Genomic DNA, 19558 nt, shown 5'->3' on the forward strand with positions numbered 1-19558 from the left:
CACATGCCGCATTCGGTGGCTACAAGAAGTCCGGCGTCGGCCGCGAAACCCACAAGATGATGCTCGACCACTACCAGCAGACCAAGAACCTGCTGGTCAGCTACGACATCAATCCGCTGGGATTCTTCTGAAAACTCCACCACGCGGCATGCTTGCTCCGGTATGCCGCGCATTCCCAGGCGAAGAACCCTACCCGGGTGGATCTGCAGGCAGCATGGCCTGGACGGCGGCAGATCCTTATCGCGACGCGGCTTCGGCCGCGTTTTTTATATTTCTGCCGTCATCGTCAGTTTCTCGGGCTGTGCTAGCTTTCCCTGGTTCGATAACTCAAGCGGAGTACACCTAGATGGCACAGTTTCCGGGTGGCTGTTTGTGCGCAAAAGTCAGATTCGTCGCCCATGGAAGGCCCAGCCGCGTTGGAATCTGTCATTGTCTGGATTGCCGGAAGCACCATGGCGCGCTATTTCACGCTTCAGCGATTTTTGCCCGTGAGCAGGTGTTGGTTGAAGGCGACACACGTGACTACCGCGGGCGTCACTTTTGCCCGGATTGTGGTTCCTCGGTCTTTTCCTGCAGTGGTGACGAAGTAGAGGTAAACCTGGGCTGTCTTGACCGTCCGGATCAGTTCCGCCCCACCTATGAGCTTTGGGTTGTGCGACGAGAATCCTGGCTGCCGGCTTTCCCGCAGATGAAGTGCTACGAGGCAGATCGGGACTCGAGTAGCCGCCTTGAGTAGAAAAAACAGGGAAATTAGGGCGACCTGGATCTTTCTTTCGCCGTCTTGCCCGAGGCGCGGTAGGCACAGTATGAAGCCGGCGGAATTGCCGGCCTGCAGCGCGTCGCTCCGGTTTCGGAGGAAAGCGCGCCGTTCTAGAGGATGACCTTGTCGCGCAGTTTCTCGGCCGCCTGGTTGAGTGCCTGAATCACCCGCTCTTTGTCGAAGTTCTGGATGCCGTTGGTATCCAGATACATGGAGAAACCCGGAAGTTCATGTTCGATGTAGCTGCAGGTTGCGCCCAGGTCGCGGCGGAAGTCCACCACCTGATAGATCTGCACCGGTCGGCTGAAGCCCTTGACGCCAATCTGGCCCTTGTCGCGGCACATGATTACGTCTTTGACCAGCGAGTAGGTCTCATGGGAGATGAGGATCTCCCCAGATTCGGCAGCGCTTTCCAGGCGGCTGGCAAGGTTCACTTCACGACCGATGATGGTGTAGTCCATGCGCGTGTCGGCGCCGAAGTTGCCGACGGTGCAGTAGCCGGTGTTGAGACCCATGCGGATTTCCAAGGGCTTGGTGATGCCCTGAGCCCGCCACTGTTGGCGCAGTACCTTCATGTGCTTGCGCATGGCTATGGCCATGGATACTGCTGCTACGGCATCTTTCTTGGCACCGTTGCTGCTTGGATCGCCAAAAAACACCATGACGCAGTCACCGACGAACTTGTCGATGGTGCCGCCGTACTTCAATGCGATCTTCGACATCTCGTTGAGGTAGGTGTTGAGCAGATCCGTTAGCTGCTCGGCTTCCAGCTCCTCGGACAGCTCGGTGAAGCCCTTGATGTCGGAAAAGAACACCGTGAGCTTCTTGCGCTGGGTCTCCAGACGCACGCTCTTCTTGCCGGTGAAGATCGACTCCCACACCTGCGGCGACAGGTATTTGGCCAGATTGCGAGCCAGTCGTGCGGCCTTTTCCTGCTCGCGTTTGATGTCGGTGCGCACCTGGGCCAGGCGGATGCCCTGAACATTGACGAAGTAGGCGGTGATGCAGATGTACAGCATGGTGAACAGGATGCTCACCAGAGCGACCAGTGTCGGCGTATTGGGAGTGGGCTGGACGTTGGTTACTGCCGCGCATAGGGCCATCGCGCTGCCGGCGGCCAGTATCGCTATACCCAGGTAGCGCAGCCCGCCGATGACCAGGGAACTGAAGAACAGTATCAGCATGAACATCAGACTTGGCACCGTGGAGAACCCCAATAGCGCGCAGGCTGCACCTGAGTTCACGGCGTCGAGCAGCAGCAGAACCAGTTCGGTCTGTTGTGGACGCTCATGTTTGAAGCGGCGGCTGAAGTTATGTACCAGATGTGGGTAGAGCAGGGAGTAGGGCACTATCCAGAGGATGTCGTAGGTGAAGTGCCCCACGTAGATTCCGGCAGCGATGCAGGCTGCCGTGGCAAGGTAGGCCAGTACGCGCGAGTAGTATTCGCGCAACGGCGGCGTCGGCAGCCCGAGGACGCGGCTGGGTATGGCTGGCTTCATCTGCTTGGAATAGCCCCTGCTGGATTCTGGCATCTCTTGCTGGACGCCTGGACGGTCTTCAAGACCTGAGCCAGTGGCTCATAAGGCGGGGATCATAACCAAGCAGACAGGGCCAGCCAAGCACGCCCGCCGAACGGTGGCAATATGCAATCGTATGGCTGCTGGTGGCTTTTGCCGGCAGCGGGCGTGTCGGTAAACAGATGAGGATTTAGAAGCGGATGCGTCCGGTGAAGGCATCCTTGAGCATGACCCAGTCGCCCATCAGGCTGTACAACGGATACTGGAAGGTGGCCGGACGATTCTTCTCGAATACAAAGTGACCGATCCAGGCGAAGCCATAACCGACTACCGGCAGAGCCAGTAGCCAGAACCATTGCCCGCTGTAAAGGGCGTAGGCGAGGATTACCAGAACCAGCAGACTGCCAACGTAGTGCAGGCGTCGGCACACCGGGTTGCTGTGTTCCTGCAGATAGTAGGGATAGAACTCGGCGAAGCTCTGGTAGCGTTTGCTTGGCTGGTTGCTCATGGCATGCCTCCTGTCACTGTCAGCACGAGTCTAGGCCGGATGTCCGGATCGGCCACTGACCCTGGGTGCCAGTTTAGTATCCTTCATCGCCAACCCTGACGTGTGATTGAGCCTGAGAAGCAAGACGATGAGCGAAAGAACCACTTCGGCTAGCTGGGCGCTGGCCATCGTGCAGGCGCTGGAGCTGGGTGGTATTGATTGTGTCCGCCTGTTTGCCGAGTTAGATATGGATTATGCGGCGCTGAGCGACCCGGACGCGCGCTTCGCGCAGGACGCAATGACCCGTCTGTGGCAACGGGCGGTGGAGTTGTCGGGCGACCCGGCCATTGGCCTGAACATGGCGCAGGTAGTGCGTCCGGCATCCTTCCATGTGGTGGGCTATGCGCTGATGTCCAGTCGCAATCTGCGAGACGCCTTCACTCGTCTGGTGCGCTATCAACGCATCATTGGTGAAGGCGCGGATCTGAGCTTTATACCGCAGCCCGACGGTTACGCGTTGACCCTGACTATCCATGGCGATCGGCTGCCGCCCACGCGACAGAGCGCCGAAGCGTCGCTGGCTTACTGCCTGGCGTTCTGTCGCTGGCTGATCGGTCGGGCGTTGCGTCCACGTGAGGTTTTCTTTCAAAGTCCGTTGCCGGAGGACTTGCAGCCTTACCAGCAGGTCTTCCAGGCTCCGCTGAGGTTCAATGCCGGGTATTACGGGCTGATTTTCGAACGGGCCGATCTGGAAATGCCTCTGCCCAGTGCCAACGAGGCTCTGGCGCAACTGCATGATCGTTTTGCCGGTCAGTATCTGGCGCGTTTTTCCGGCAGCCGGGTCACCCATCAGGTACGCCAGGTGTTGTGCCGGTTGCTGCCGGAGGGTGAGCCCAGACGGGAGGTGGTGGCGCATGCGCTGCATCTTTCGCAGCGTACCTTGCAGCGCCGTCTGCAGGAGGAGGGCACCGGCTATCAGCAAACTCTCGACGACACCCGTCGCGATCTGGCCCAACAGTACCTTGGCCAGTCCGGACTTACCCTGCTGGAAATCGCCTACCTACTGGGGTTTGCCGATCCGAGCAACTTCTTCCGTGCCTTCCGTCGCTGGTTTGGCATAACCCCAGGCGAGTACCGTACTCGCCTGGAGGCCGGAAGCCTCAGTGACGCCAGAATGCCGGAAACAGCAGAACCAGTACGGTAAGGATTTCCAGACGGCCGAGCAGCATGCCCAGTGTCAGCAGCCACTTGGCCAGATCCGGCAGGGCAGCATAGTTGCCTGCCGGCCCGACCATCTCGCCCATACCCGGGCCAACTCCCGAAACCATCGCTGCGGCTCCGGTCAGGGCGGTGATCCAGTCCACGCCACACAGGGTCACTGCCAGTGCCAGCACGGCTATGGTGATGCTGTAGAAGAAGGCAAAGGCGAGAATCGAACGGACGATGTCCTCATCCAGGCGATGGCGGTTGTATTGCTGCTTGATCACCTCTCGTGGGTGGATGAGCTGGCTGAGGTTGGCGCGCAGCAGAATGTAGGCTACCTGAAAACGGAAGATTTTCAGACCGCCGGCAGTGGAACCAGAACAGCCGCCGACGAAGCCGAGGTAGAAGAACAGCATGCTGGCGAATGGTCCCCAGAGTTGGTAGTCGCCCAGAGCAAATCCGGTAGTGGTCATGATCGAGGTGATGTTCACGGCCACCAGGCGCAGGGCGTCGAGCCAGTGCAAGTCGGAGCTGCTCCACTTCCATAGCGTCAGTATCAGCCAGCAACTGATCAGTAGCAGCAAAAAGCCCCGTACCTGTTGGTCACGCAGCAAGGCCCGGCGGTTGCCACGCAGCGTGGAAACGTAGAGCGCAAAGGGCAGACTGCCAAGAATCATCGCCAACACTGCAACCCAGTGCACCGCTGGCTGCTGCCAGTGCCCCAGAGAGGCGTCGTAGGTAGAGAAGCCACCGGTAGAGATGGCCGACATGGCATGGTTGATGGCGTCGAACAGGTTCATGCCCGCCAGCCAGAAGGCCAGCACTGCCAGGCCGCTGAGCCCGAGATAGGCCAGGATCATGTATTTGGCGACCATGTGCGAGCGCGGCATGACCTTTTCCGAGCGATCCGACGATTCGCTCTGGAACAGACGCATGCCACCGATGCGCAGCATCGGCAGGATCGCCACGGCCATGCCGATGAAGCCGATACCACCGAGCCAGTGCAGTAGCGAGCGCCAGATCAGGATGCCCGGCGACATCTCATCTAGGCCATTGAATACCGTGGCACCGGTGGTTGTAATGCCGGACATGCTCTCGAAATAGGCATCGGTGATACTGGCTCCTCCGGCGAACAGAAACGGCAGGGCAGCGAACATCGACACCAGCAGCCAGCTCGAGACGGTAAGCATGTACATGTCTCGCGGACGTAGCCGAGTTTGCTGCGGTCTGCCGCGGGCGATCAGGCCAAGCCCGCTCAGAATGGTGAGCAGGCTCGACCAAAGGAAAGCATTGATGCCCTGAGGCTGTTCGAAAAACAGCAGAGTGAGCACCGGCACCAGCATGGCCACGCCCAGGGTGATGAGAAAGATGCCGTTGACGAAGGCAATGATACGCAGGCTCGACAGCGGCATGACTCAGTGCTTCCAAAAGGTGCGGGTGACCAGTACCAGCACGGTGAGGATTTCCAGGCGACCCAGCAGCATGCCGAGGGTCAGCAGCCATTTGGCCGCATCCGGCAGGCTGGAAAAGTTGCCGGCCGGTCCGACCACCGGGCCAAGCCCGGGGCCGACGTTGCAGACTGCGCTGGCTGCGCTGCTCAGGGCGGTCACCCAGTCCAGTCCGATTAGCGAGAGTGCCAGAGCCAGAACACCGATAGTAATGGTGAAGAAGAAGGAAAAAGTGATCATCGAACGGACGATGTCTTCGTCCAGTCGGTGGTTGTTGTATTGCTGACTGATGACTGCGCGAGGATGGATGAGATGCATCAGGTTGGCCTTGAGCAGGACGTAGGCGACCTGGAAGCGGAAGATCTTCAGTCCACCGGCAGTGGAGCCGGAGCAGCCCCCGACGAAGGTCAGGTAGAAAAACAGCAGCATGGCAGAGTTGCCCCAGGCGGTGTAGTCGCCCAGGGCAAATCCGGTAGTGGTGACCACCGAAGTGACATTGACCGCCACCAGACGCAGCGCCACTGACCAGTCATAGTCCGAGTTGAGCCACAGCCAGGTGCTGAGCACCAGCCAGCTCAGCAGCAGAAAGCCGATAAAACCGCGAACCTGCTGGTCGTGCCAGAGTACCTTGCGGTTACCGCGCAGGGTGGCGACGAAGAGCATGAAGGGCAGGCTACCGATGAGCATCATGACCACAGCGACCCAGTGCACGGCTGGCTGTGTCCAGTGTGCCAGCGACTGATCCGAGGTGGAGAACCCCCCTGTGGAGATCGAGGCCATCGCGTGGTTGATGGCATCGAAGGGCGACATGCCGGCAACCCAGAAGGCGAAAAAGCCCAGCCCGGTCAGCCCGGTGTAGATCAGCAGCAAGTAGTTGGCCGCCATGTGGGAGCGAGGTACTACCTTCTCGCCCCAGTCCGAAGACTCGGTCTGGAACAGGCGCATGCCGCCCACGCGCAGCAGCGGAAGAATCGCCACGGCCATGCCGATAAAGCCGATACCGCCCAGCCAGTGAAGCATCGAGCGCCAGAGCAGCAGTCCTGGAGAGAGGTCATCCAGTCCGACCAACACGGTGGCACCAGTGGTGGTAATGCCGGACATGGTCTCGAAGAACGCATCGGTATAGCTCATGCGACCGACCAGCAGCAGCGGCAGGGCGGCGAAGCTGCAGACGACACCCCAACTGAGGGTGGTCAGCAGATACATGTCGCGTGGGCGAAAGTGAGTCTGTTCGGGACGTCCGGGAAGCACCAGGGCAAGTCCGGCCCCCAGAGTGATCAGGGCTGACCAGGCGAAGGCGGAAAAGACCTCCGGCTGTGGGGACTGGAGCAGCGTCAGCAGGGGAATGGCCATGCCGACGGCCAGAACGAGAAGGAGGATGCCGATGATAAAAGCGATAAGGCGTAACGTCGGCAAGGCCATCTGCGAAGCACTCTGGCGAAAGGCGTAAAGGCGCCATTCTACCGCCGACAGGACCTCTGTAAACCTGCAAGTCCGGGCTTTACAAGGTTTTTGCCGAGCATAAAAATATCGCTCGCGCCGGCGATCGCCGGTCTCCGAGTTGATCCAATATGTCAGAAGCTAATCCCTGCCTCACGTGCGGTGCCTGTTGCGCGTTCTTTCGTGTGTCCTTCTTCTGGGGCGAGTGCCAGTCTGCCGGCGGTACCGTGCCAGATGACCGGGTGGTTCAAGTCAGCCATCACTATGTTGCCATGCGCGGTACCGAGAGCCGCCCGGCGCGCTGTTCGCAGCTACTTGGCGACGTTGGTTGTGGTGTGCGCTGCACCATGTACGAGCAGCGTTCCAGCAGCTGTCGCGAGTTCGAGGCGTCCTGGGTGAACGGAGAGCACAACCCGCGCTGCGATGAAGCACGCAAGGCCCATGGCTTGCCGCCACTGACTCCGCCTATCCAGCCGGTGATTTCACCGGATCGAGTGGCCTGAGCTCCGTCTGCACGGGTATTTCCGGCTGGTGAGAGCGAGCCTGCTAGAATGCAGACTCCCTGTATTCTGGAGAAGGTAAATGGATGCTCTCGATGCGCTGCTCAACCGCGTTTCCGTTCCCCGTGTGCAGGATCCGGCACCAGACACGCTGCAGCGTGAACAGCTGTTCCGGGCGGCGCTGCGGGCGCCTGACCATGGTCAACTGCGTCCCTGGCGCTTCCTGACTGTAGAGGGTGAGGCGCGCGTACGGATGGGGGAACTTTTCGCCGAGGCGGTGCGTGCTGGCAATCCGCAGGCATCAGAGGAAGCCTTGAACAAGGCTCGTGGTATGCCGCTGCGGGCACCACTGCTGGTGGTGGTGATCGCGCGGCTGCAGGCACATCCCAAGGTGCCGCACGAGGAGCAGGTGATTGCCGCTGGTTGCGCGGCTCATGGCATGTTGCTGGCCGCCCACGCCATGGGGATTGGTGCAGTATGGCGAACGGGCGATATGGCCTACGACGGTCACGTCGCGCGAGGCTTGGGTCTGACGGAGAACGAACGGATCGTTGCCTATCTTTACCTCGGTACGCCGGAGCGGCCAGCGCGGCGCGCTCCGGATGTGGCGGTTGAGGACTTCGTCAGCGCCTGGAATGGCTGATGACGGCAGGCTTCAGGCGGTAGCCTGCCATTGTGGCAGGCTGAGCGAGGCAACGAAGCCACCGTCTGGGTGGTTGGCCAACTGCAGTTCGCCGCCGTGACGCTGGGCGGTACGGCGGGCGATGGCCAGGCCCAGTCCATGCCCCGAACTGCTTTGTCCGGGGGCGCGGAAGAATGGCGTACCCAGTTGCGGCAGGTGCTCAGAGTCAACGCCAGGCCCATGGTCGCGCACGCTCAGTATCACGCCTTCTCCCTGACGTTGGGCACTGATGATGATGGGCTGATCGACCGGGTTGAAACGCAGGGCGTTGCGTAGCAGGTTGTCCATTGCCCGCTCAAGCATTTCCGGCCAGCCGTTTACCAGCAGGCCTGGATCGAGCTGAATCTGCAGCTTCTGCTCAGGGGCCGTGAGTGGCATATCGGCTTGCAGCTTGCCGATCATGCCGGCCAGGTCGATCGGTTGTGGAGCGCCCGGATCCGCATCCAGGCGGGCCAGGGCCAGAATTTCACTGATTAGTTCTTCGAGGCGGTCACATTCCTGTTTCAGTCGTGGCCAGAGCCTTCCCCGCTCGTCGTGCTCGGCCCGTTCAGCCAGGGCCAGGGCGATGCGCAGGCGAGCTAGCGGCGAGCGTAGCTCATGGGACACGTCACGCAGCAGTTGCCGTTGGCTGGCGATCAGGCCCTGCAGTCGCTCACCCATACGGTTGAAGTCCTTGGCCAGCAGGCCCAGTTCATCCTGTCTGGCTGAGAGACGCGCCAGGCTGTTCTGCTGGTAGGCGGTTTGACCAAGGTCGTGGACCGCGCCACGCAGGCGGTTCAGCGGACGGGTAATCGAAAGTGTCAGCAACAGGCTGAACAGGGTCAGCACCACCAACGCTATGCCCAGGACGCTGAGAGGCCAGAGCAGGCTGTTGCGATGCCAGGCTGTCAGTTCTCCGTGGGGAATACGGTAGATGAACAGGTAGTTCTCGCCGCTCGCCGGGCTGTTGTATTCGGAGGTCAGACGTCGCCAGGGCAGACGGTGTTCGGTGCCGTGACGGGCTTCAAAGGCTGCTGCACGGGATGGGAAGGTGCCCTTGACCAGTCTTTGGCCGTTTTCATCCAGTACCTGTACATCGATGCGATAATTGCGCTTGTGCTTCTCCAGCAACAGCTGGGCTGCCGTTGCTCCTTGCTGCTCGTAGAGCTCGACCCACTGCTGGGGAAATTCCTGTAGAGCCGGGTGTCGGCTGAGGATCCAGGCGTCCTGATTCAGAGCGCGGCCTAGCAGTATGGCGAGTCCGGCGGCCAGGGCAATGGCCAGCCAGAAGGTGGCAAGAATGCGCCAGAACAGTGAACGCACGGCGGTTCCTCATGAAAAAACCGCCGGGCTTGGAGCGCGGCGGTTGATGATTGAGTGATGCGAGTCAGTCGGCCTTACCAGCCTTCTCGGCTTTCCAGGCCTTGAATTCGGCCATTTCGGCGCGTCGCGCCTCCATTTTCTTCTGATGCTCGTCGAAGGCCTTCTGCTGTTCCGGACTAAGCAACTCGCGCAAGGACTTTTGCTGTTCAGCGCGGGTTGCGTCCAGTTCTTTTTGCATGGCCTGCTTCTCGGCTGGCGGCAGTTTATCTAGGTAACGCTGGGTGATCTCGCGATGGCTTTTCATTTGCTCGGCCATCAGTTTGCGGAATTCCTGGCGTTGTTCCTTGCTCAATTGCAGGCCTTGGGCCAAGTTACCATGACCGCGCTCATGGTGGCGGAAACCACCGTCGTGCATGGGCATGGCGACAGCCAGGGTCGGCAGTGCGGCGGCGAGCAGTAGTGCGGTGAGAGTTTTGCGCATGGGGTGTTCTCCTCGTCTTGAACCGGTCATTACCGGATGGGTTCAGTATGCGTCGGTCAAGGTCAAGGGCGGTCAGGGCCGGGTAAAGGCAGTGTAAAATTTGCGCAATGGGCGCGGCTCAGGGGGCGTAGTAGTAACCACGGCTGCGTAACGCGAGGATGCGCGGGCGGCCGTCGGGGTGTGGGCCGAGTTTTTTGCGCAGGTTGCTGACGTGCATATCCAGGCTGCGGTCATAAAGGGTCAGCTTTCGGCCTAGTGCCAGCTGAGCCAGTGCCTGTTTTTCCAGCGGCTCGCCAGGCTGTCTCAGCAGGGCTTCAAGCAGGCGGCTTTCGGATACTGTCAGCGGTATGTCGTGTTCACCGATGCTGGCCACACCACGGTTGGGGCTGAAACGCAGGTCGCCCAGTTCCAGTTGGCTGCTGGCTGCAACCGGCGTGCTGCGGCGCAGCACGGCCCGCAGGCGAGCCGTCAGTTCGCGCGGCTCGCAGGGTTTGGCCAGGTAGTCGTCGGCTCCCAGTTCCAGCCCGAGAATACGGTCGAGCGGCTCGCCTCGTGCCGAGAGCATCAGCACCGGCAGTTCCGGGTGCTCGCTGCGCAACTGCCGAAGTAGTTCAAGACCGCTGCCGTCGGGCAGCATCACGTCGAGTACTACAGCGTCCGGGGCCTGGGCAGCGAGAGCCTGGCGGGCGCTGCTGGTCTCGTGACAGGCACTGACCTGGAAGCCTTCCTGGGTGAGCCAACTGCTCAGCAGTTCGCACAACTCCTGGTCGTCATCAATCAGCAGTAAACGGCTCATGGGTTCAGTTGATCCATTCCCGGCTGGTTCGACGGCGGCCGCGTAGCAGGGCGCCCAGCAGAACCGAAAACAGGCAGAGGGCCGCGCCAAGGGAGAACCAGGTTTGCTCGACGCTGAGCAACCGAGGTTGCGCCTGGCTTTCTCTGAGCTGCGCACGCAGGCGCTGGTTCTCTTGGCGCAGGCGTTGTAACTGTGCTGCACTGTTCGCTTCCTGTTCGCTACGCAACTGCTCGCTGCGAGCAAGGCGCTGCTCCAGTGCCTCGGTGGTGATCGTTGCCGGTGCAGTAGGCGCTGCCGGGGGAACCGGCTCCTCGGCCTGTGCCAGGGGGCAGGTCATCAGCAGCGTGATCAGCAGGGAAGGCGGGATCGAACGCATGACGGATCCTTAGGAGGCAGCGGCCTCACGGGTGGGGTCAGGGCAACACTTTTTTGAAGGGTTTGACCACTACGTCGGCATACACACCGGCACTGCGATAGGGATCTGCAGCTGCCCAGGCCTGGGCGGCTTCCAGCGAGTCGAACTCGGCAACGATCAGGCTGCCGCTGAAACCGGCCGAACCCGGATCTTCGCTATCGATGGCCGGGTGCGGGCCGGCCAGCAACAGGCGGCCTTCCTGCTTGAGCTGTTCGATTCGGGCAATATGAGCCGGGCGGGCAGCCAGGCGGTTTTCCAGGGAGTTTTCCACGTCGGTGGCAATGATGGCGTAGAGCATCTCAGTCCTTGTTGGAGATAGAAGGGAAAACGGTGCCAGCCAGGGCATGGCGGAAGGCAGATGTGGGGCATAATAGCAAACATCAATCGCAACGAAAGCGCCGCCATGACTGTCGATCTGCACTGCCACAGCACCGCCTCGGACGGTGCACTGCCGCCTGCTACGCTGGTGGCCCGGGCTCATGCAAGGGGCATTCGTCTGCTCGCACTGACCGATCACGATACTCTTGAGGGATTGGATGAGGCGCGAAATGCCGCTGCCCGGTTGAACCTGCAACTGGTCAACGGTATCGAACTTTCCTGCACCTGGGGCGGCGCCACCATCCATGTGCTTGGATATGCCTTTGAACCACAGGCACCCGCGCTGAGAGAGGCTATCGAAGCCCTGCATCGTGGCCGCTGGCAGCGGGCCGAGGAAATCGACCGGCGGCTGACAGCCAGGGGTATGCCGGGTGCTTTGGATGGTGCTCGGCAGATCCAGCGTGAGCTGGGTGACAGTGGCAACGCTCCGGCGCGACCTCACTTTGCCGAGTTTCTGGTGCGTGCCGGCTATGTGCGCGACCGTTCCGAGGCCTTTCGCAAGTGGCTGGGGGCTGGCAAGCTGGGAGACGTCAAGCAGCACTGGCCAGCGCTGGAGGAAACCGTTGCGACTCTACAGGCCGCCGGTGCCTGGATCAGCCTGGCGCATCCGTGGCAGTACGACTTTACTCGCAGTAAGCGTCGGCGTTTGGTGGCTGACTTTGCTGCGGCAGGTGGTCATGCGCTGGAAGTGGTCAATGGCATGCAGCCTGCCGAGCAGGTCGGTAGTCTGGCGATTCTGGCGCGTGAGTTTGGTCTGATGGCTTCCGTCGGCAGCGATTTTCACGCGCCGGGAGACTGGTCCGAACTGGGCCTGTACCGCCCGTTGCCCGAGGGTCTGACGGCACTCTGGGAGCGTTTTGAGCATGTACAGCTATCCACCATTTCTTCATGAACAGGGAGCCATCATGAGCCAATTCTTCCAGGTACATCCGGAGAACCCGCAGGCCCGCCTGATCAAGCAGGCGGTGGAGATCATTCGTGGCGGTGGTGTGGTGGTCTATCCCACCGACTCGTCCTATGCGCTGGGCTGCATGATCGGCGACAAGGGCGCTGTGGAACGCATCCGCCGCCTGCGTCAGCTTGACGACAAGCACAACTTCACCCTGGTTTGCCGCGACCTGTCGCAGATCGGCCTGTTTGCCAAGGTTGATACTGCGGCTTTCCGCTTGCTGAAGAACCACACGCCGGGGCCCTATACCTTCATCCTTAATGCCACGCGTGAGGTGCCGCGCATGCTGCTGCACCCCAAACGTCGCACCATCGGCATTCGTGTGCCGAGTCATCCCATTGCTCTGGCGTTACTGGAACAGCTGGGCGAGCCGCTGATGAGCGTCAGCCTGATCCTGCCGGGTGACGAGCTGCCGCTTTCCGACCCATACGAGATGCGGCAAATGCTCGAGCATCAGGTGGATCTGGTTATCGACGGTGGCTTTGGCGGACTGGAAGCATCTACGGTGATCAGTCTGGTTGGCGACAAGGCCGAGATCATCCGGGTCGGCTGTGGCGACCCTCTACCCTTCGGGGAAAGCGCGTGAGAGCCGTCTGCTCCACCAGGGTCGGCTGGCGATGAGTGGGCAGCCTCTCGATCCGCAGGCCGGTGCGCAGCAGGAGCTGCCTTTGGCGCTGGTTTATGGCGAGGCGCTTACCGAGCTGCCTCAGGATCTTTACATTCCGCCGGATGCACTGGAGGTTTTTCTTGAGGCCTTCGAGGGGCCTCTGGATCTTTTGCTGTATCTGATCCGCAAGCAGAACATCGACATCCTGGACATCCCCGTGGCGGAAATTACCCACCAGTACATGGGCTATGTCGAACTGATGCACTCGGTGCGTCTGGAACTGGCTGCCGAGTATTTGGTGATGGCCGCCATGCTGGCCGAAATCAAGTCGCGCATGCTGTTGCCGCGCTCCACTGAGAGTGAGGACGAGGAGGAAGATCCGCGGGCCGAGCTGATCCGGCGACTGCAGGAGTATGAGCGCTTCAAAGCCGCAGCCGAGGGCCTGGACGAACTGCCACGGGTTGGCCGGGAGATCGTTGTTCCTCGCTTGGAGGCTCCCGAGGCTCGGGCCCGCCGGCTGCTGCCGGAGGTCAGCCTGGAGGAGCTGTTGCTGTCCATGGCTGAGGTGCTGCGGCGTGCCGACCTCTTTGAGAGCCATCAGGTGACTCGTGAGGCACTGTCGACCCGGGAGCGTATGAGCGAAGTGCTGGAACGCCTCAAAGGCGGTGGTTTTGTGCCCTTCGTCGAGCTTTTCAGCATTGGGGAAGGGCGCCTAGGTGTAGTGGTGACTTTCATGGCGGTGCTCGAACTGATCAAGGAGTCTCTGGTTGAGCTGGTGCAAAATGAGCCCTTTGCCGCCATTCATGTCCGAGCACGTGCCGAATGAACCTGAACGATCCCCGTGAACTGGCCCAATTGCTTGAAGCCTTCCTGCTGGCTTCCGGCAAGCCAATGTCGCTGGAGCGCCTGGCCGAACTTTTCGAGGAGACCGAGCGTCCCGAGCCGACACAACTGAAGGAAGCACTGGAGCTGCTGCGTCGTTCCTGTAAGGGGCGCGCTTTCGAGCTTAAGGAGGTGGCTTCCGGCTACCGTTTGCAGGTGCGTGAGCGCTTTGCTCCCTGGGTTGGCAGGCTCTGGGAAGAGCGCCCGCAGCGCTATTCCCGTGCGCTACTGGAAACCCTGGCGCTGATCGCCTATCGCCAGCCGATTACCCGTGGGGAAATTGAGGATGTGCGTGGGGTAGCGGTCAACAGCAACATTACCAAAACCTTGCTCGAGCGTGAATGGATCCGGGTGGTGGGGTATCGCGACGTGCCAGGCCGGCCAGCGATGTTCGCCACTACCAAGGCCTTCCTCGACCATTTCAACCTGCGCAGTCTCGACGAGTTGCCGCCGCTGGCCGCCCTGCGCGAGTTGGAGCCGGAACCCGTGGCGATGGAGGATGATGCCGAGGTGCCTGAGGCCTTGCAGGCGCGCGCCGACCTGGCCATACAGGATGATGACGAGGCGCCGCCGCGCGAGGAAACCAGTTTCCGCAGTCTGCTGGCCGAGCTGGACAATATGGAGCAGGGGTTGAAGACCGACTTCGACGATCTGCGTCTACCTGGAGTCGAGGACGGAGACCAAAGCGCAGCCGTAGCCGATAACGAGGTCGGCGAGTCGCTTCATTGAGCGAGTCAACGCGTGCCATCGAATAGTTCAATCCCGCCACGAAGGAGGCTTGCTTATCCTTGCTGCCATGTGCAATCGCCTCCGAGGAGAGAAGCATGGGCAAGAACCCCTGTATCAAGGTCTGCGAATTCAAAGAGGGTGTTTGTCTGGGATGTGGTCGCAGCCGCCAGGAGATTCGTGACTGGAAGCGCCTGGATAAGGACGAGAAACGTCTGCTACTGGCCATCGCCGACATGCGCCTGCTGGAGGCCTGCGGCAGGCGCAGCTATTAAGAGCAGCGGGACGTTGTGCTGCCGCCTTTAGCCGGTCTTGCGCAGGGCAGCATGCTGTGGGTTGAAGCTGGCCACTGCCAGAAGAATGAACAGTAGAGTGAGAGCGGCACAGATCAGCAGGGCCGTGGCGTTCAGTTGCAGATAGAGCGCATGGCGCACAAGCTCCACGGCATGGCTGAAGGGATTCAGCAGGCACAGCCAGTACAGCCAATTACCGGCCTCGCGCATCGGCTCCAGCGGGTAGAGCGCCGGAGACAGAAAGAACAGCGGGAATATGACGAAGTTCATCACCCCGGCGAAGTTCTCCAACTGGCGTATGCCGTTGGACAACAGCAGTCCCAGGGCGCCGAGTAACAAGGCTACCAGCAGCAGCGCCGGCAGCGCAGTGAGCAGCCCGCCCAGTGGCGGGCGTACGCCGTAGCACCAGGCAACGGCAAGAAAGGCACATACCTGCAGCAGCGAGATCAGTGATGTTGCCAGCAACTTGGCCACCAGTAGAAAGGATCGTGGCAGCGGGCTGGTCAGCAGCACGCGCATACTGCCCATTTCCCGGTCGTAGACCATAGACAGGGAACCCTGCATGCCGCTGAAAAGCAGGGTCATGCAGGCCAGTCCCGGGACTATGTAGGTCTCGTAGCCAGTGGAGCCCGAGTGCAGGCCACCCGGCTCGAAGCCAGGCAGGGCGCGGATGCCGGCAGCGAACACCAGTAGCCAGAGTAGTGGACGCACCAGAGCGCTGAGAAAGCGCGAGCGCTGCCGTACGAAGCGCAGCCATTCGCGCAGCACAATACCCTTCAGGCATTCCCAATAGAGGCTCATGGTCGTTTTGCTCCGATAACAGCCGTAGCGTCGTCCGTAGCTGATTTCTCGGTCAGACGGGCTGGGGCCAAGCGCGGCCTGACTGCCTCACGCTCATGACCACGGCCCAGGGCCACATCGCCGGTCAGACGGGCAAAGCTCAGAGCCAGGTCATCGCCAAACTCGCGGGCCTTGCCGTAGCCCACTCGCTCGCCGTGGTGCAGGATCAGCAGGTCGTCGCTGGGCTCGATCTCGTCCAGCAGGTGTGTGGCCCACAACACGCACAGGCGCTGTTCGCGGCAAAGGTTGCGCAGGTGCCGGCCAAGAGCCTGTCGGGCTGCAGGATCCAGCCCGGTACTGGCTTCATCAAGCAATAGCAGACGTGGCTGGTGTAATAGAGCACGGGCAATCTCGACTCGCCGGCGGTGGCCTCCATTGAGCTTGCGTACCGGTTCATGACGGCGCTCCGCCAGTTCCAGTCGCTTCAGCTCCTCATCGATGCGTGACCGGGCCAGGCGGCGTGGCAGGCCGTGCAGGGCGGCGTGGTAGGCCAGGTTCTGCTCTACCGAAAGATCCGCATCCAGAGTGCTTGGCTGGAACACCACGCCCAACCGGCTCAGTGCCTGGCGAGGTGCATGGCGCAGGCTGTGGCCGAAAATGCGGATATCGCCTTGTTGCAGGTCATACAGCCTCGTGAGTAAGGCAATGAGTGTCGACTTGCCGGCGCCATTGGGGCCGAGCAGAGCGCCGAAATGTCCTTCCGCCAGTTCGAAATCCAGCGCTTGCAAGGCCTGATGGCGACCATAGGCGAAGCTTACTCCACGCACTTCCAGGGCGTTCATGGGCAAACCTGCAGGTGGTGGCAGAGGTGCAGTGTCTGGCGGTATCCGTTTCGAGGCATGGGCGGCTCCTTCGGCAGGATGTCGCCAGCATAGGAAGCACTGTCGCTCGCGGAAATATGCTCAAGGTAGCGACCGACTGCTACCAAGGTCTTGGATCCGCCGGGGAGTCCGGATCGGTCATAAGGGCGCCGGCCAGTCTGGGAACACCGTCTGGCCGGCGGAGTGGGATCAGCCGCAGGAGACTCGGGTAATCACGCGCTGATCGTCAACATTGAGGTTCAGGCGCTGGCGGTCGTATTCCAGGGTCACGATACTGCCGGGGGCAAGCAGACGGGCGCGACTGGCCCCCGCGCTCTGACGGGCCTGCTCCAGCAGTTCCGGTGTGGCGACCTGGCCGACCAGGTGCTCTACGGCCGAGGATGTGCAGCTTTCATGGCTTGGGGTCGTTGCCGAGGTGGTGGCAGCCGGTTCGGCTTGTTGCGCGGTGCTGCTGCAGCCTGCGGCGAGCAGCAGGCAGCCAAGCAGGGAGCTGAGACGGATTGAGAGATTCAATGCTATGAACTCCTGTTCGGTGAAATGACGTTACTGTGTTGTTTCCAGGCGTGCCAGGCGCTCCTCGAGAATGGCCAGCCGTGCTTCCAGCGCGGCGAGACGCTCTTCGTGACCGGCTGCTGCCTCGTGCCGGGCGAGCGGACGGCTGGCCAGCAGTTTCTCCAGATCCTCAGGCTCACCCAGCAAATGCATGTAGCGATCTTCGCGTTGGCCGGTCTGGCGTGGCAGCAGCATGGCCAGACCACGACTGATCAGGCGCTCGAGCTGGTGACGGATTTCCTCCACATCTTCGAAGTCGTGCATGCGATTGCTGCGCGCGAGCAGTTCTCCGAGTGTCTGCGGACCGCGCAGCATAAGCAGGCCGAGTAGAACTGTCTGCGGTTTGACCAGTTCCAGTTGCTTGTCGCAGCGCTGTTCCCAGCGGTCAGCGCGGCTACCCATCACCAGTCGTACCAACTGGCGGGCTTCCAGACTACGCAGGTAGCGCCCGATTTCTCCAGGCTCCAGATTCATCAGCGGTTCGCGGCTGGTTTTCTGATTGCAGGCCAGTTGCACGGCATTGAGCGTCAGGGGATAGGTTTCCGGTGTAGTCAGTTGCTTCTCGATCAGGCAACCGAGAATTCGTACTTCGATGGCATGCAATGGCGATTCGCCAAGCAGTTCAGAGTGCGTATGAGGCATGAGGCGATCCTGGCAGAGGAAACCTCTGCAGATTAACGGTTTCCGCGCTGGATCGACAGGCTCGTTCTGAACGGCTGACACTCAGCGTGTAGCAGTAGCGAAACCTGAGACAATGGCGGCATTTTCGATCAGTTACACGAGCAGCCGATGAATCCTGAGATGTTGCAACTGCTGGTGACCCGGCGTATGCCATTTGGCAAGTACAAAGATCGGTTGCTGGCCGATTTGCCCGGGCACTATCTAAACTGGTTTGCCCGCCAAGGCTTTCCCAAGGGAGAACTAGGCCAGTTGCTGGCTCTGATGCAGGAAATCGACCATAACGGACTCAAGCCACTGCTTGATCCTCTGCGCAAGCAAAGGCCGTAGCAGTGCGCGAGCAGACGGTGTTCTGCTTCATCAAGCATGGACAAATGACGATGGATGACTGCCCGGATGGCAATTGGGCAGATTCTGCTAAAGCTCAGTGATCGTCGAGTGCGAAGGCAGTGAGAGTAAAGACGGGGATGCCAGCATCCTGCAGTTTCTGTGAGCCACCGAGTTCTGGCAGGTCGATGATCGCTGCAGCTTCGAACACCGAAGCCCGCATGCGGCGAACCAGGTTGGCAGCGGCAATCAGGGTGCCACCGGTGGCGATCAGATCATCGAAGATCAGCACTGAGTCACCTTCGCAGAGGCTGTCCGAGTGGGCTTCGAGGAAGGCCTCTCCGTACTCGGTCTGATAACCCTCACTGAGAACGTCGGCCGGCAGCTTGCCCTGCTTGCGGAAGAGCACCAGAGGCTTGTTCAGTTCATAGGCGATGATCGAGCCGATGAGAAAGCCGCGGGCATCCATGGCGCCGATATGGCTGAAATCGGCCTCGACGTAACGCTGGATGAAGCTGTCGGCGACCATGCGCAGTGCTCGAGGGGATTGGAACAGTGGGGTGATGTCGCGAAAGATTACGCCTGGCTTGGGAAAGTCCGGCACCGGGCGAATCAGGGTTTTGATGCTGAATTCGTCAAAGATCATTCTGGAATCCTAAATGCGCCAAGCCGGTTCAGGCATCGAGACTGCCGCCTGCCAGGGCGCACAGCTCGATCGGGTCGAGAATGCGTACTTCCTTGCCTTCTGCTTCAAGCAGCTTGTTCTGCTGGAAACGGGTAAATACGCGGGATACGGTTTCCACGGCAAGGCCCAAATAGTTACCAATTTCGTTACGCGACATGGCTAAACGGAACTGGTTGGCGGAAAAACCACGCGCGCGGAAGCGGGCAGAAAGGTTGACCAGGAAGGTGGCGATACGCTCGTCGGCGGTCTTCTTCGACAGCAGCAGCATCATCTGCTGATCGTCACGAATTTCGCGGCTCATGATGCGCATCAGTTGGCGACGAAGCTGTGGTAACTGTAGTGCCAGATCGTCGAGCCGCTCGAAGGGAATTTCGCACACCGAAGTGGTTTCCAAGGCCTGGGCTGATACCGGATAACGCTCGCCATCGACGCCGGAGAGGCCTACCAGTTCACTGGGTAGATGGAACCCCGTGATCTGTTCTTCACCGGCATCGCTCAGGCTGAACGTCTTCAGTGCTCCGGAGCGCACGGCGAAGACCGAACCGAAGGTGTCACCCTGACGGAAGAGGAATTCGCCCTTCTTCAAGGGGCGGCCGCGCTTGACGATCTCGTCGAGGGCGTCCATGTCTTCCATGTTCAGAGAGATAGGCAGGCACAGCGCCGCCAGGCTGCAATCCTTGCAATGGGCTTGGTGCTGGCCACGCAGCTTGATGCTCTCGGACATCGATAAAATCCCGGATAAACACGCAGTAACTGCAAGGTTACCCCAGTGAGGCTTATGGGTGCCAG

26 protein-coding genes are annotated in these 19558 nt (G+C 60.7%); 11 read left to right on the forward strand and 15 right to left on the reverse strand.

The features are described from left to right. Window positions 1–131: aldehyde dehydrogenase family protein (locus tag NCCP436_RS14860; protein ID WP_073664670.1), on the forward strand; the 131-nt coding region annotated here is incomplete at its 5' end. A gap of 215 nt (window positions 132–346) precedes the next feature. After that, window positions 347–736 (forward strand): GFA family protein, encoded by a 390-nt coding sequence (locus NCCP436_RS14865; RefSeq protein WP_220804755.1) that lies wholly within the window; start codon window positions 347–349, stop codon window positions 734–736. A 134-nt stretch (window positions 737–870) separates the two neighbouring features. Here the strand turns inward: NCCP436_RS14865 and NCCP436_RS14870 are convergent, their stop codons facing one another. Beyond that, window positions 871–2259 carry an adenylate/guanylate cyclase domain-containing protein gene (locus NCCP436_RS14870; protein ID WP_220804756.1) on the reverse strand — a complete coding sequence of 463 codons (1389 nt, stop codon included), beginning with the start codon at window positions 2257–2259 and terminating at the stop codon, window positions 871–873. Between the two features lie 208 nt (window positions 2260–2467). Further along, window positions 2468–2785 (reverse strand): Mpo1-like protein, encoded by a 318-nt coding sequence (locus NCCP436_RS14875; protein ID WP_220804757.1) that lies wholly within the window; start codon window positions 2783–2785, stop codon window positions 2468–2470. A 127-nt stretch (window positions 2786–2912) separates the two neighbouring features. Here NCCP436_RS14875 and NCCP436_RS14880 point away from each other — a divergent pair, with 127 nt between their 5' ends. Next, the gene (locus tag NCCP436_RS14880; RefSeq protein ID WP_220804758.1) at window positions 2913–3968 is read left to right on the forward strand and encodes an AraC family transcriptional regulator; all 1056 of its coding nucleotides are present in this window, start codon (window positions 2913–2915) and stop codon (window positions 3966–3968) included. On the opposite strand, the gene NCCP436_RS14885 is transcribed toward NCCP436_RS14880, so the two are convergent. Then, entirely contained in the window at window positions 3925–5379 is a 1455-nt protein-coding gene (locus NCCP436_RS14885) for a TrkH family potassium uptake protein (RefSeq protein WP_220804759.1), read from the reverse strand. The genes NCCP436_RS14880 and NCCP436_RS14885 overlap by 44 nt on opposite strands. A gap of 3 nt (window positions 5380–5382) precedes the next feature. Continuing rightward, window positions 5383–6837, reverse strand: a complete 1455-nt coding sequence (locus tag NCCP436_RS14890) for a TrkH family potassium uptake protein (protein ID WP_220804760.1) — start codon at window positions 6835–6837, stop codon at window positions 5383–5385. Between the two features lie 149 nt (window positions 6838–6986). Here NCCP436_RS14890 and NCCP436_RS14895 point away from each other — a divergent pair, with 149 nt between their 5' ends. Further along, window positions 6987–7358: a YkgJ family cysteine cluster protein gene (locus tag NCCP436_RS14895; protein WP_220804761.1), complete on the forward strand. Its 372-nt coding sequence runs from the start codon at window positions 6987–6989 to the stop codon at window positions 7356–7358. A 79-nt stretch (window positions 7359–7437) separates the two neighbouring features. Further along, window positions 7438–7998 (forward strand): nitroreductase, encoded by a 561-nt coding sequence (locus NCCP436_RS14900; RefSeq protein ID WP_220804762.1) that lies wholly within the window; start codon window positions 7438–7440, stop codon window positions 7996–7998. Between the two features lie 12 nt (window positions 7999–8010). Here NCCP436_RS14900 and NCCP436_RS14905 read toward each other — a convergent pair whose 3' ends face one another. The 5 genes from NCCP436_RS14905 to NCCP436_RS14925 form a co-directional block, all read right to left on the reverse strand. After that, window positions 8011–9339 carry a HAMP domain-containing sensor histidine kinase gene (locus tag NCCP436_RS14905; protein ID WP_220804763.1) on the reverse strand — a complete coding sequence of 443 codons (1329 nt, stop codon included), beginning with the start codon at window positions 9337–9339 and terminating at the stop codon, window positions 8011–8013. A 64-nt stretch (window positions 9340–9403) separates the two neighbouring features. Beyond that, window positions 9404–9820: a Spy/CpxP family protein refolding chaperone gene (locus NCCP436_RS14910; RefSeq protein WP_220804764.1), complete on the reverse strand. Its 417-nt coding sequence runs from the start codon at window positions 9818–9820 to the stop codon at window positions 9404–9406. 118 nt (window positions 9821–9938) lie between these two features. Beyond that, on the reverse strand, window positions 9939–10616 hold the full coding sequence (locus NCCP436_RS14915) for a response regulator transcription factor (protein WP_220804765.1): 678 nt from the start codon (window positions 10614–10616) through the stop codon (window positions 9939–9941). Window positions 10617–10620: 4 nt separating this feature from the next. Then, on the reverse strand, window positions 10621–10992 hold the full coding sequence (locus NCCP436_RS14920) for a translation initiation factor 2 (IF-2, GTPase) (protein ID WP_220804766.1): 372 nt from the start codon (window positions 10990–10992) through the stop codon (window positions 10621–10623). Between the two features lie 37 nt (window positions 10993–11029). Continuing rightward, on the reverse strand, window positions 11030–11329 hold the full coding sequence (locus tag NCCP436_RS14925) for a YciI family protein (RefSeq protein ID WP_220804767.1): 300 nt from the start codon (window positions 11327–11329) through the stop codon (window positions 11030–11032). A gap of 105 nt (window positions 11330–11434) precedes the next feature. Here NCCP436_RS14925 and NCCP436_RS14930 point away from each other — a divergent pair, with 105 nt between their 5' ends. From NCCP436_RS14930 to NCCP436_RS14950, 5 genes are all read left to right on the forward strand, one after another. Continuing rightward, entirely contained in the window at window positions 11435–12301 is an 867-nt protein-coding gene (locus NCCP436_RS14930; RefSeq protein ID WP_220804768.1) for a PHP domain-containing protein, read from the forward strand. Between the two features lie 13 nt (window positions 12302–12314). Next, window positions 12315–12944, forward strand: coding sequence for an L-threonylcarbamoyladenylate synthase (locus NCCP436_RS14935; protein ID WP_220804769.1), 630 nt, complete (start codon window positions 12315–12317; stop codon window positions 12942–12944). Window positions 12945–13092: 148 nt separating this feature from the next. After that, complete coding sequence (locus tag NCCP436_RS14940; RefSeq protein ID WP_220804822.1) at window positions 13093–13791, forward strand: ScpA family protein; 699 nt, start codon at window positions 13093–13095, stop codon at window positions 13789–13791. After that, the gene (gene scpB, locus NCCP436_RS14945) at window positions 13788–14576 is read left to right on the forward strand and encodes an SMC-Scp complex subunit ScpB (RefSeq protein ID WP_220804770.1); all 789 of its coding nucleotides are present in this window, start codon (window positions 13788–13790) and stop codon (window positions 14574–14576) included. Before NCCP436_RS14940 ends, scpB begins: the two co-directional genes overlap by 4 nt. Before the next feature lie 95 nt (window positions 14577–14671). Next, a complete protein-coding gene (locus NCCP436_RS14950) occupies window positions 14672–14848 on the forward strand; it encodes a DUF1289 domain-containing protein (RefSeq protein WP_220804771.1) in 177 nt (58 codons plus the stop codon). A gap of 27 nt (window positions 14849–14875) precedes the next feature. Here NCCP436_RS14950 and NCCP436_RS14955 read toward each other — a convergent pair whose 3' ends face one another. From NCCP436_RS14955 to NCCP436_RS14970, 4 genes are all read right to left on the reverse strand, one after another. Next, on the reverse strand, window positions 14876–15667 hold the full coding sequence (locus NCCP436_RS14955) for an ABC transporter permease (RefSeq protein WP_220804772.1): 792 nt from the start codon (window positions 15665–15667) through the stop codon (window positions 14876–14878). After that, window positions 15664–16488, reverse strand: a complete 825-nt coding sequence (locus tag NCCP436_RS14960) for an ABC transporter ATP-binding protein (RefSeq protein ID WP_220804773.1) — start codon at window positions 16486–16488, stop codon at window positions 15664–15666. Before NCCP436_RS14960 ends, NCCP436_RS14955 begins: the two co-directional genes overlap by 4 nt. Before the next feature lie 228 nt (window positions 16489–16716). Further along, complete coding sequence (locus NCCP436_RS14965; protein WP_220804774.1) at window positions 16717–17040, reverse strand: I78 family peptidase inhibitor; 324 nt, start codon at window positions 17038–17040, stop codon at window positions 16717–16719. 30 nt (window positions 17041–17070) lie between these two features. Further along, complete coding sequence (locus tag NCCP436_RS14970) at window positions 17071–17721, reverse strand: YceH family protein (protein ID WP_220804775.1); 651 nt, start codon at window positions 17719–17721, stop codon at window positions 17071–17073. Between the two features lie 147 nt (window positions 17722–17868). Here NCCP436_RS14970 and NCCP436_RS14975 point away from each other — a divergent pair, with 147 nt between their 5' ends. Beyond that, the gene (locus NCCP436_RS14975; protein WP_220804776.1) at window positions 17869–18087 is read left to right on the forward strand and encodes a DUF3820 family protein; all 219 of its coding nucleotides are present in this window, start codon (window positions 17869–17871) and stop codon (window positions 18085–18087) included. Between the two features lie 94 nt (window positions 18088–18181). Here NCCP436_RS14975 and NCCP436_RS14980 read toward each other — a convergent pair whose 3' ends face one another. Further along, window positions 18182–18730 (reverse strand): adenine phosphoribosyltransferase, encoded by a 549-nt coding sequence (locus NCCP436_RS14980; protein ID WP_220804777.1) that lies wholly within the window; start codon window positions 18728–18730, stop codon window positions 18182–18184. 28 nt (window positions 18731–18758) lie between these two features. Beyond that, a complete protein-coding gene (gene fnr / locus NCCP436_RS14985; RefSeq protein ID WP_220804778.1) occupies window positions 18759–19493 on the reverse strand; it encodes a fumarate/nitrate reduction transcriptional regulator Fnr in 735 nt (244 codons plus the stop codon). Window positions 19494–19558: the final 65 nt, after the last annotated feature.

Source organism: Pseudomonas sp. NCCP-436, from assembly GCF_019656335.1.
Lineage (GTDB): Bacteria > Pseudomonadota > Gammaproteobacteria > Pseudomonadales > Pseudomonadaceae > Aquipseudomonas.

Bases quoted from the DNA above. Each gene is read 5' to 3' on its own strand.
- NCCP436_RS14865 (WP_220804755.1), top strand. From the start codon at position 347: ATGGCACAGTTTCCGGGTGGCTGTTTGTGCGCAAAAGTCAGATTCGTC.
- NCCP436_RS14870 (WP_220804756.1), bottom strand. From the start codon at position 2,259: ATGAAGCCAGCCATACCCAGCCGCGTCCTCGGGCTGCCGACGCCGCCG.
- NCCP436_RS14875 (WP_220804757.1), bottom strand. From the start codon at position 2,785: ATGAGCAACCAGCCAAGCAAACGCTACCAGAGCTTCGCCGAGTTCTAT.
- NCCP436_RS14880 (WP_220804758.1), top strand. From the start codon at position 2,913: ATGAGCGAAAGAACCACTTCGGCTAGCTGGGCGCTGGCCATCGTGCAG.
- NCCP436_RS14885 (WP_220804759.1), bottom strand. From the start codon at position 5,379: ATGCCGCTGTCGAGCCTGCGTATCATTGCCTTCGTCAACGGCATCTTT.
- NCCP436_RS14890 (WP_220804760.1), bottom strand. From the start codon at position 6,837: ATGGCCTTGCCGACGTTACGCCTTATCGCTTTTATCATCGGCATCCTC.
- NCCP436_RS14895 (WP_220804761.1), top strand. From the start codon at position 6,987: ATGTCAGAAGCTAATCCCTGCCTCACGTGCGGTGCCTGTTGCGCGTTC.
- NCCP436_RS14900 (WP_220804762.1), top strand. From the start codon at position 7,438: ATGGATGCTCTCGATGCGCTGCTCAACCGCGTTTCCGTTCCCCGTGTG.
- NCCP436_RS14910 (WP_220804764.1), bottom strand. From the start codon at position 9,820: ATGCGCAAAACTCTCACCGCACTACTGCTCGCCGCCGCACTGCCGACC.
- NCCP436_RS14915 (WP_220804765.1), bottom strand. From the start codon at position 10,616: ATGAGCCGTTTACTGCTGATTGATGACGACCAGGAGTTGTGCGAACTG.
- NCCP436_RS14920 (WP_220804766.1), bottom strand. From the start codon at position 10,992: ATGCGTTCGATCCCGCCTTCCCTGCTGATCACGCTGCTGATGACCTGC.
- NCCP436_RS14925 (WP_220804767.1), bottom strand. From the start codon at position 11,329: ATGCTCTACGCCATCATTGCCACCGACGTGGAAAACTCCCTGGAAAAC.
- NCCP436_RS14930 (WP_220804768.1), top strand. From the start codon at position 11,435: ATGACTGTCGATCTGCACTGCCACAGCACCGCCTCGGACGGTGCACTG.
- NCCP436_RS14935 (WP_220804769.1), top strand. From the start codon at position 12,315: ATGAGCCAATTCTTCCAGGTACATCCGGAGAACCCGCAGGCCCGCCTG.
- scpB (WP_220804770.1), top strand. From the start codon at position 13,788: ATGAACCTGAACGATCCCCGTGAACTGGCCCAATTGCTTGAAGCCTTC.
- NCCP436_RS14950 (WP_220804771.1), top strand. From the start codon at position 14,672: ATGGGCAAGAACCCCTGTATCAAGGTCTGCGAATTCAAAGAGGGTGTT.
- NCCP436_RS14955 (WP_220804772.1), bottom strand. From the start codon at position 15,667: ATGAGCCTCTATTGGGAATGCCTGAAGGGTATTGTGCTGCGCGAATGG.
- NCCP436_RS14960 (WP_220804773.1), bottom strand. From the start codon at position 16,488: ATGAACGCCCTGGAAGTGCGTGGAGTAAGCTTCGCCTATGGTCGCCAT.
- NCCP436_RS14970 (WP_220804775.1), bottom strand. From the start codon at position 17,721: ATGCCTCATACGCACTCTGAACTGCTTGGCGAATCGCCATTGCATGCC.
- NCCP436_RS14975 (WP_220804776.1), top strand. From the start codon at position 17,869: ATGAATCCTGAGATGTTGCAACTGCTGGTGACCCGGCGTATGCCATTT.
- NCCP436_RS14980 (WP_220804777.1), bottom strand. From the start codon at position 18,730: ATGATCTTTGACGAATTCAGCATCAAAACCCTGATTCGCCCGGTGCCG.
- fnr (WP_220804778.1), bottom strand. From the start codon at position 19,493: ATGTCCGAGAGCATCAAGCTGCGTGGCCAGCACCAAGCCCATTGCAAG.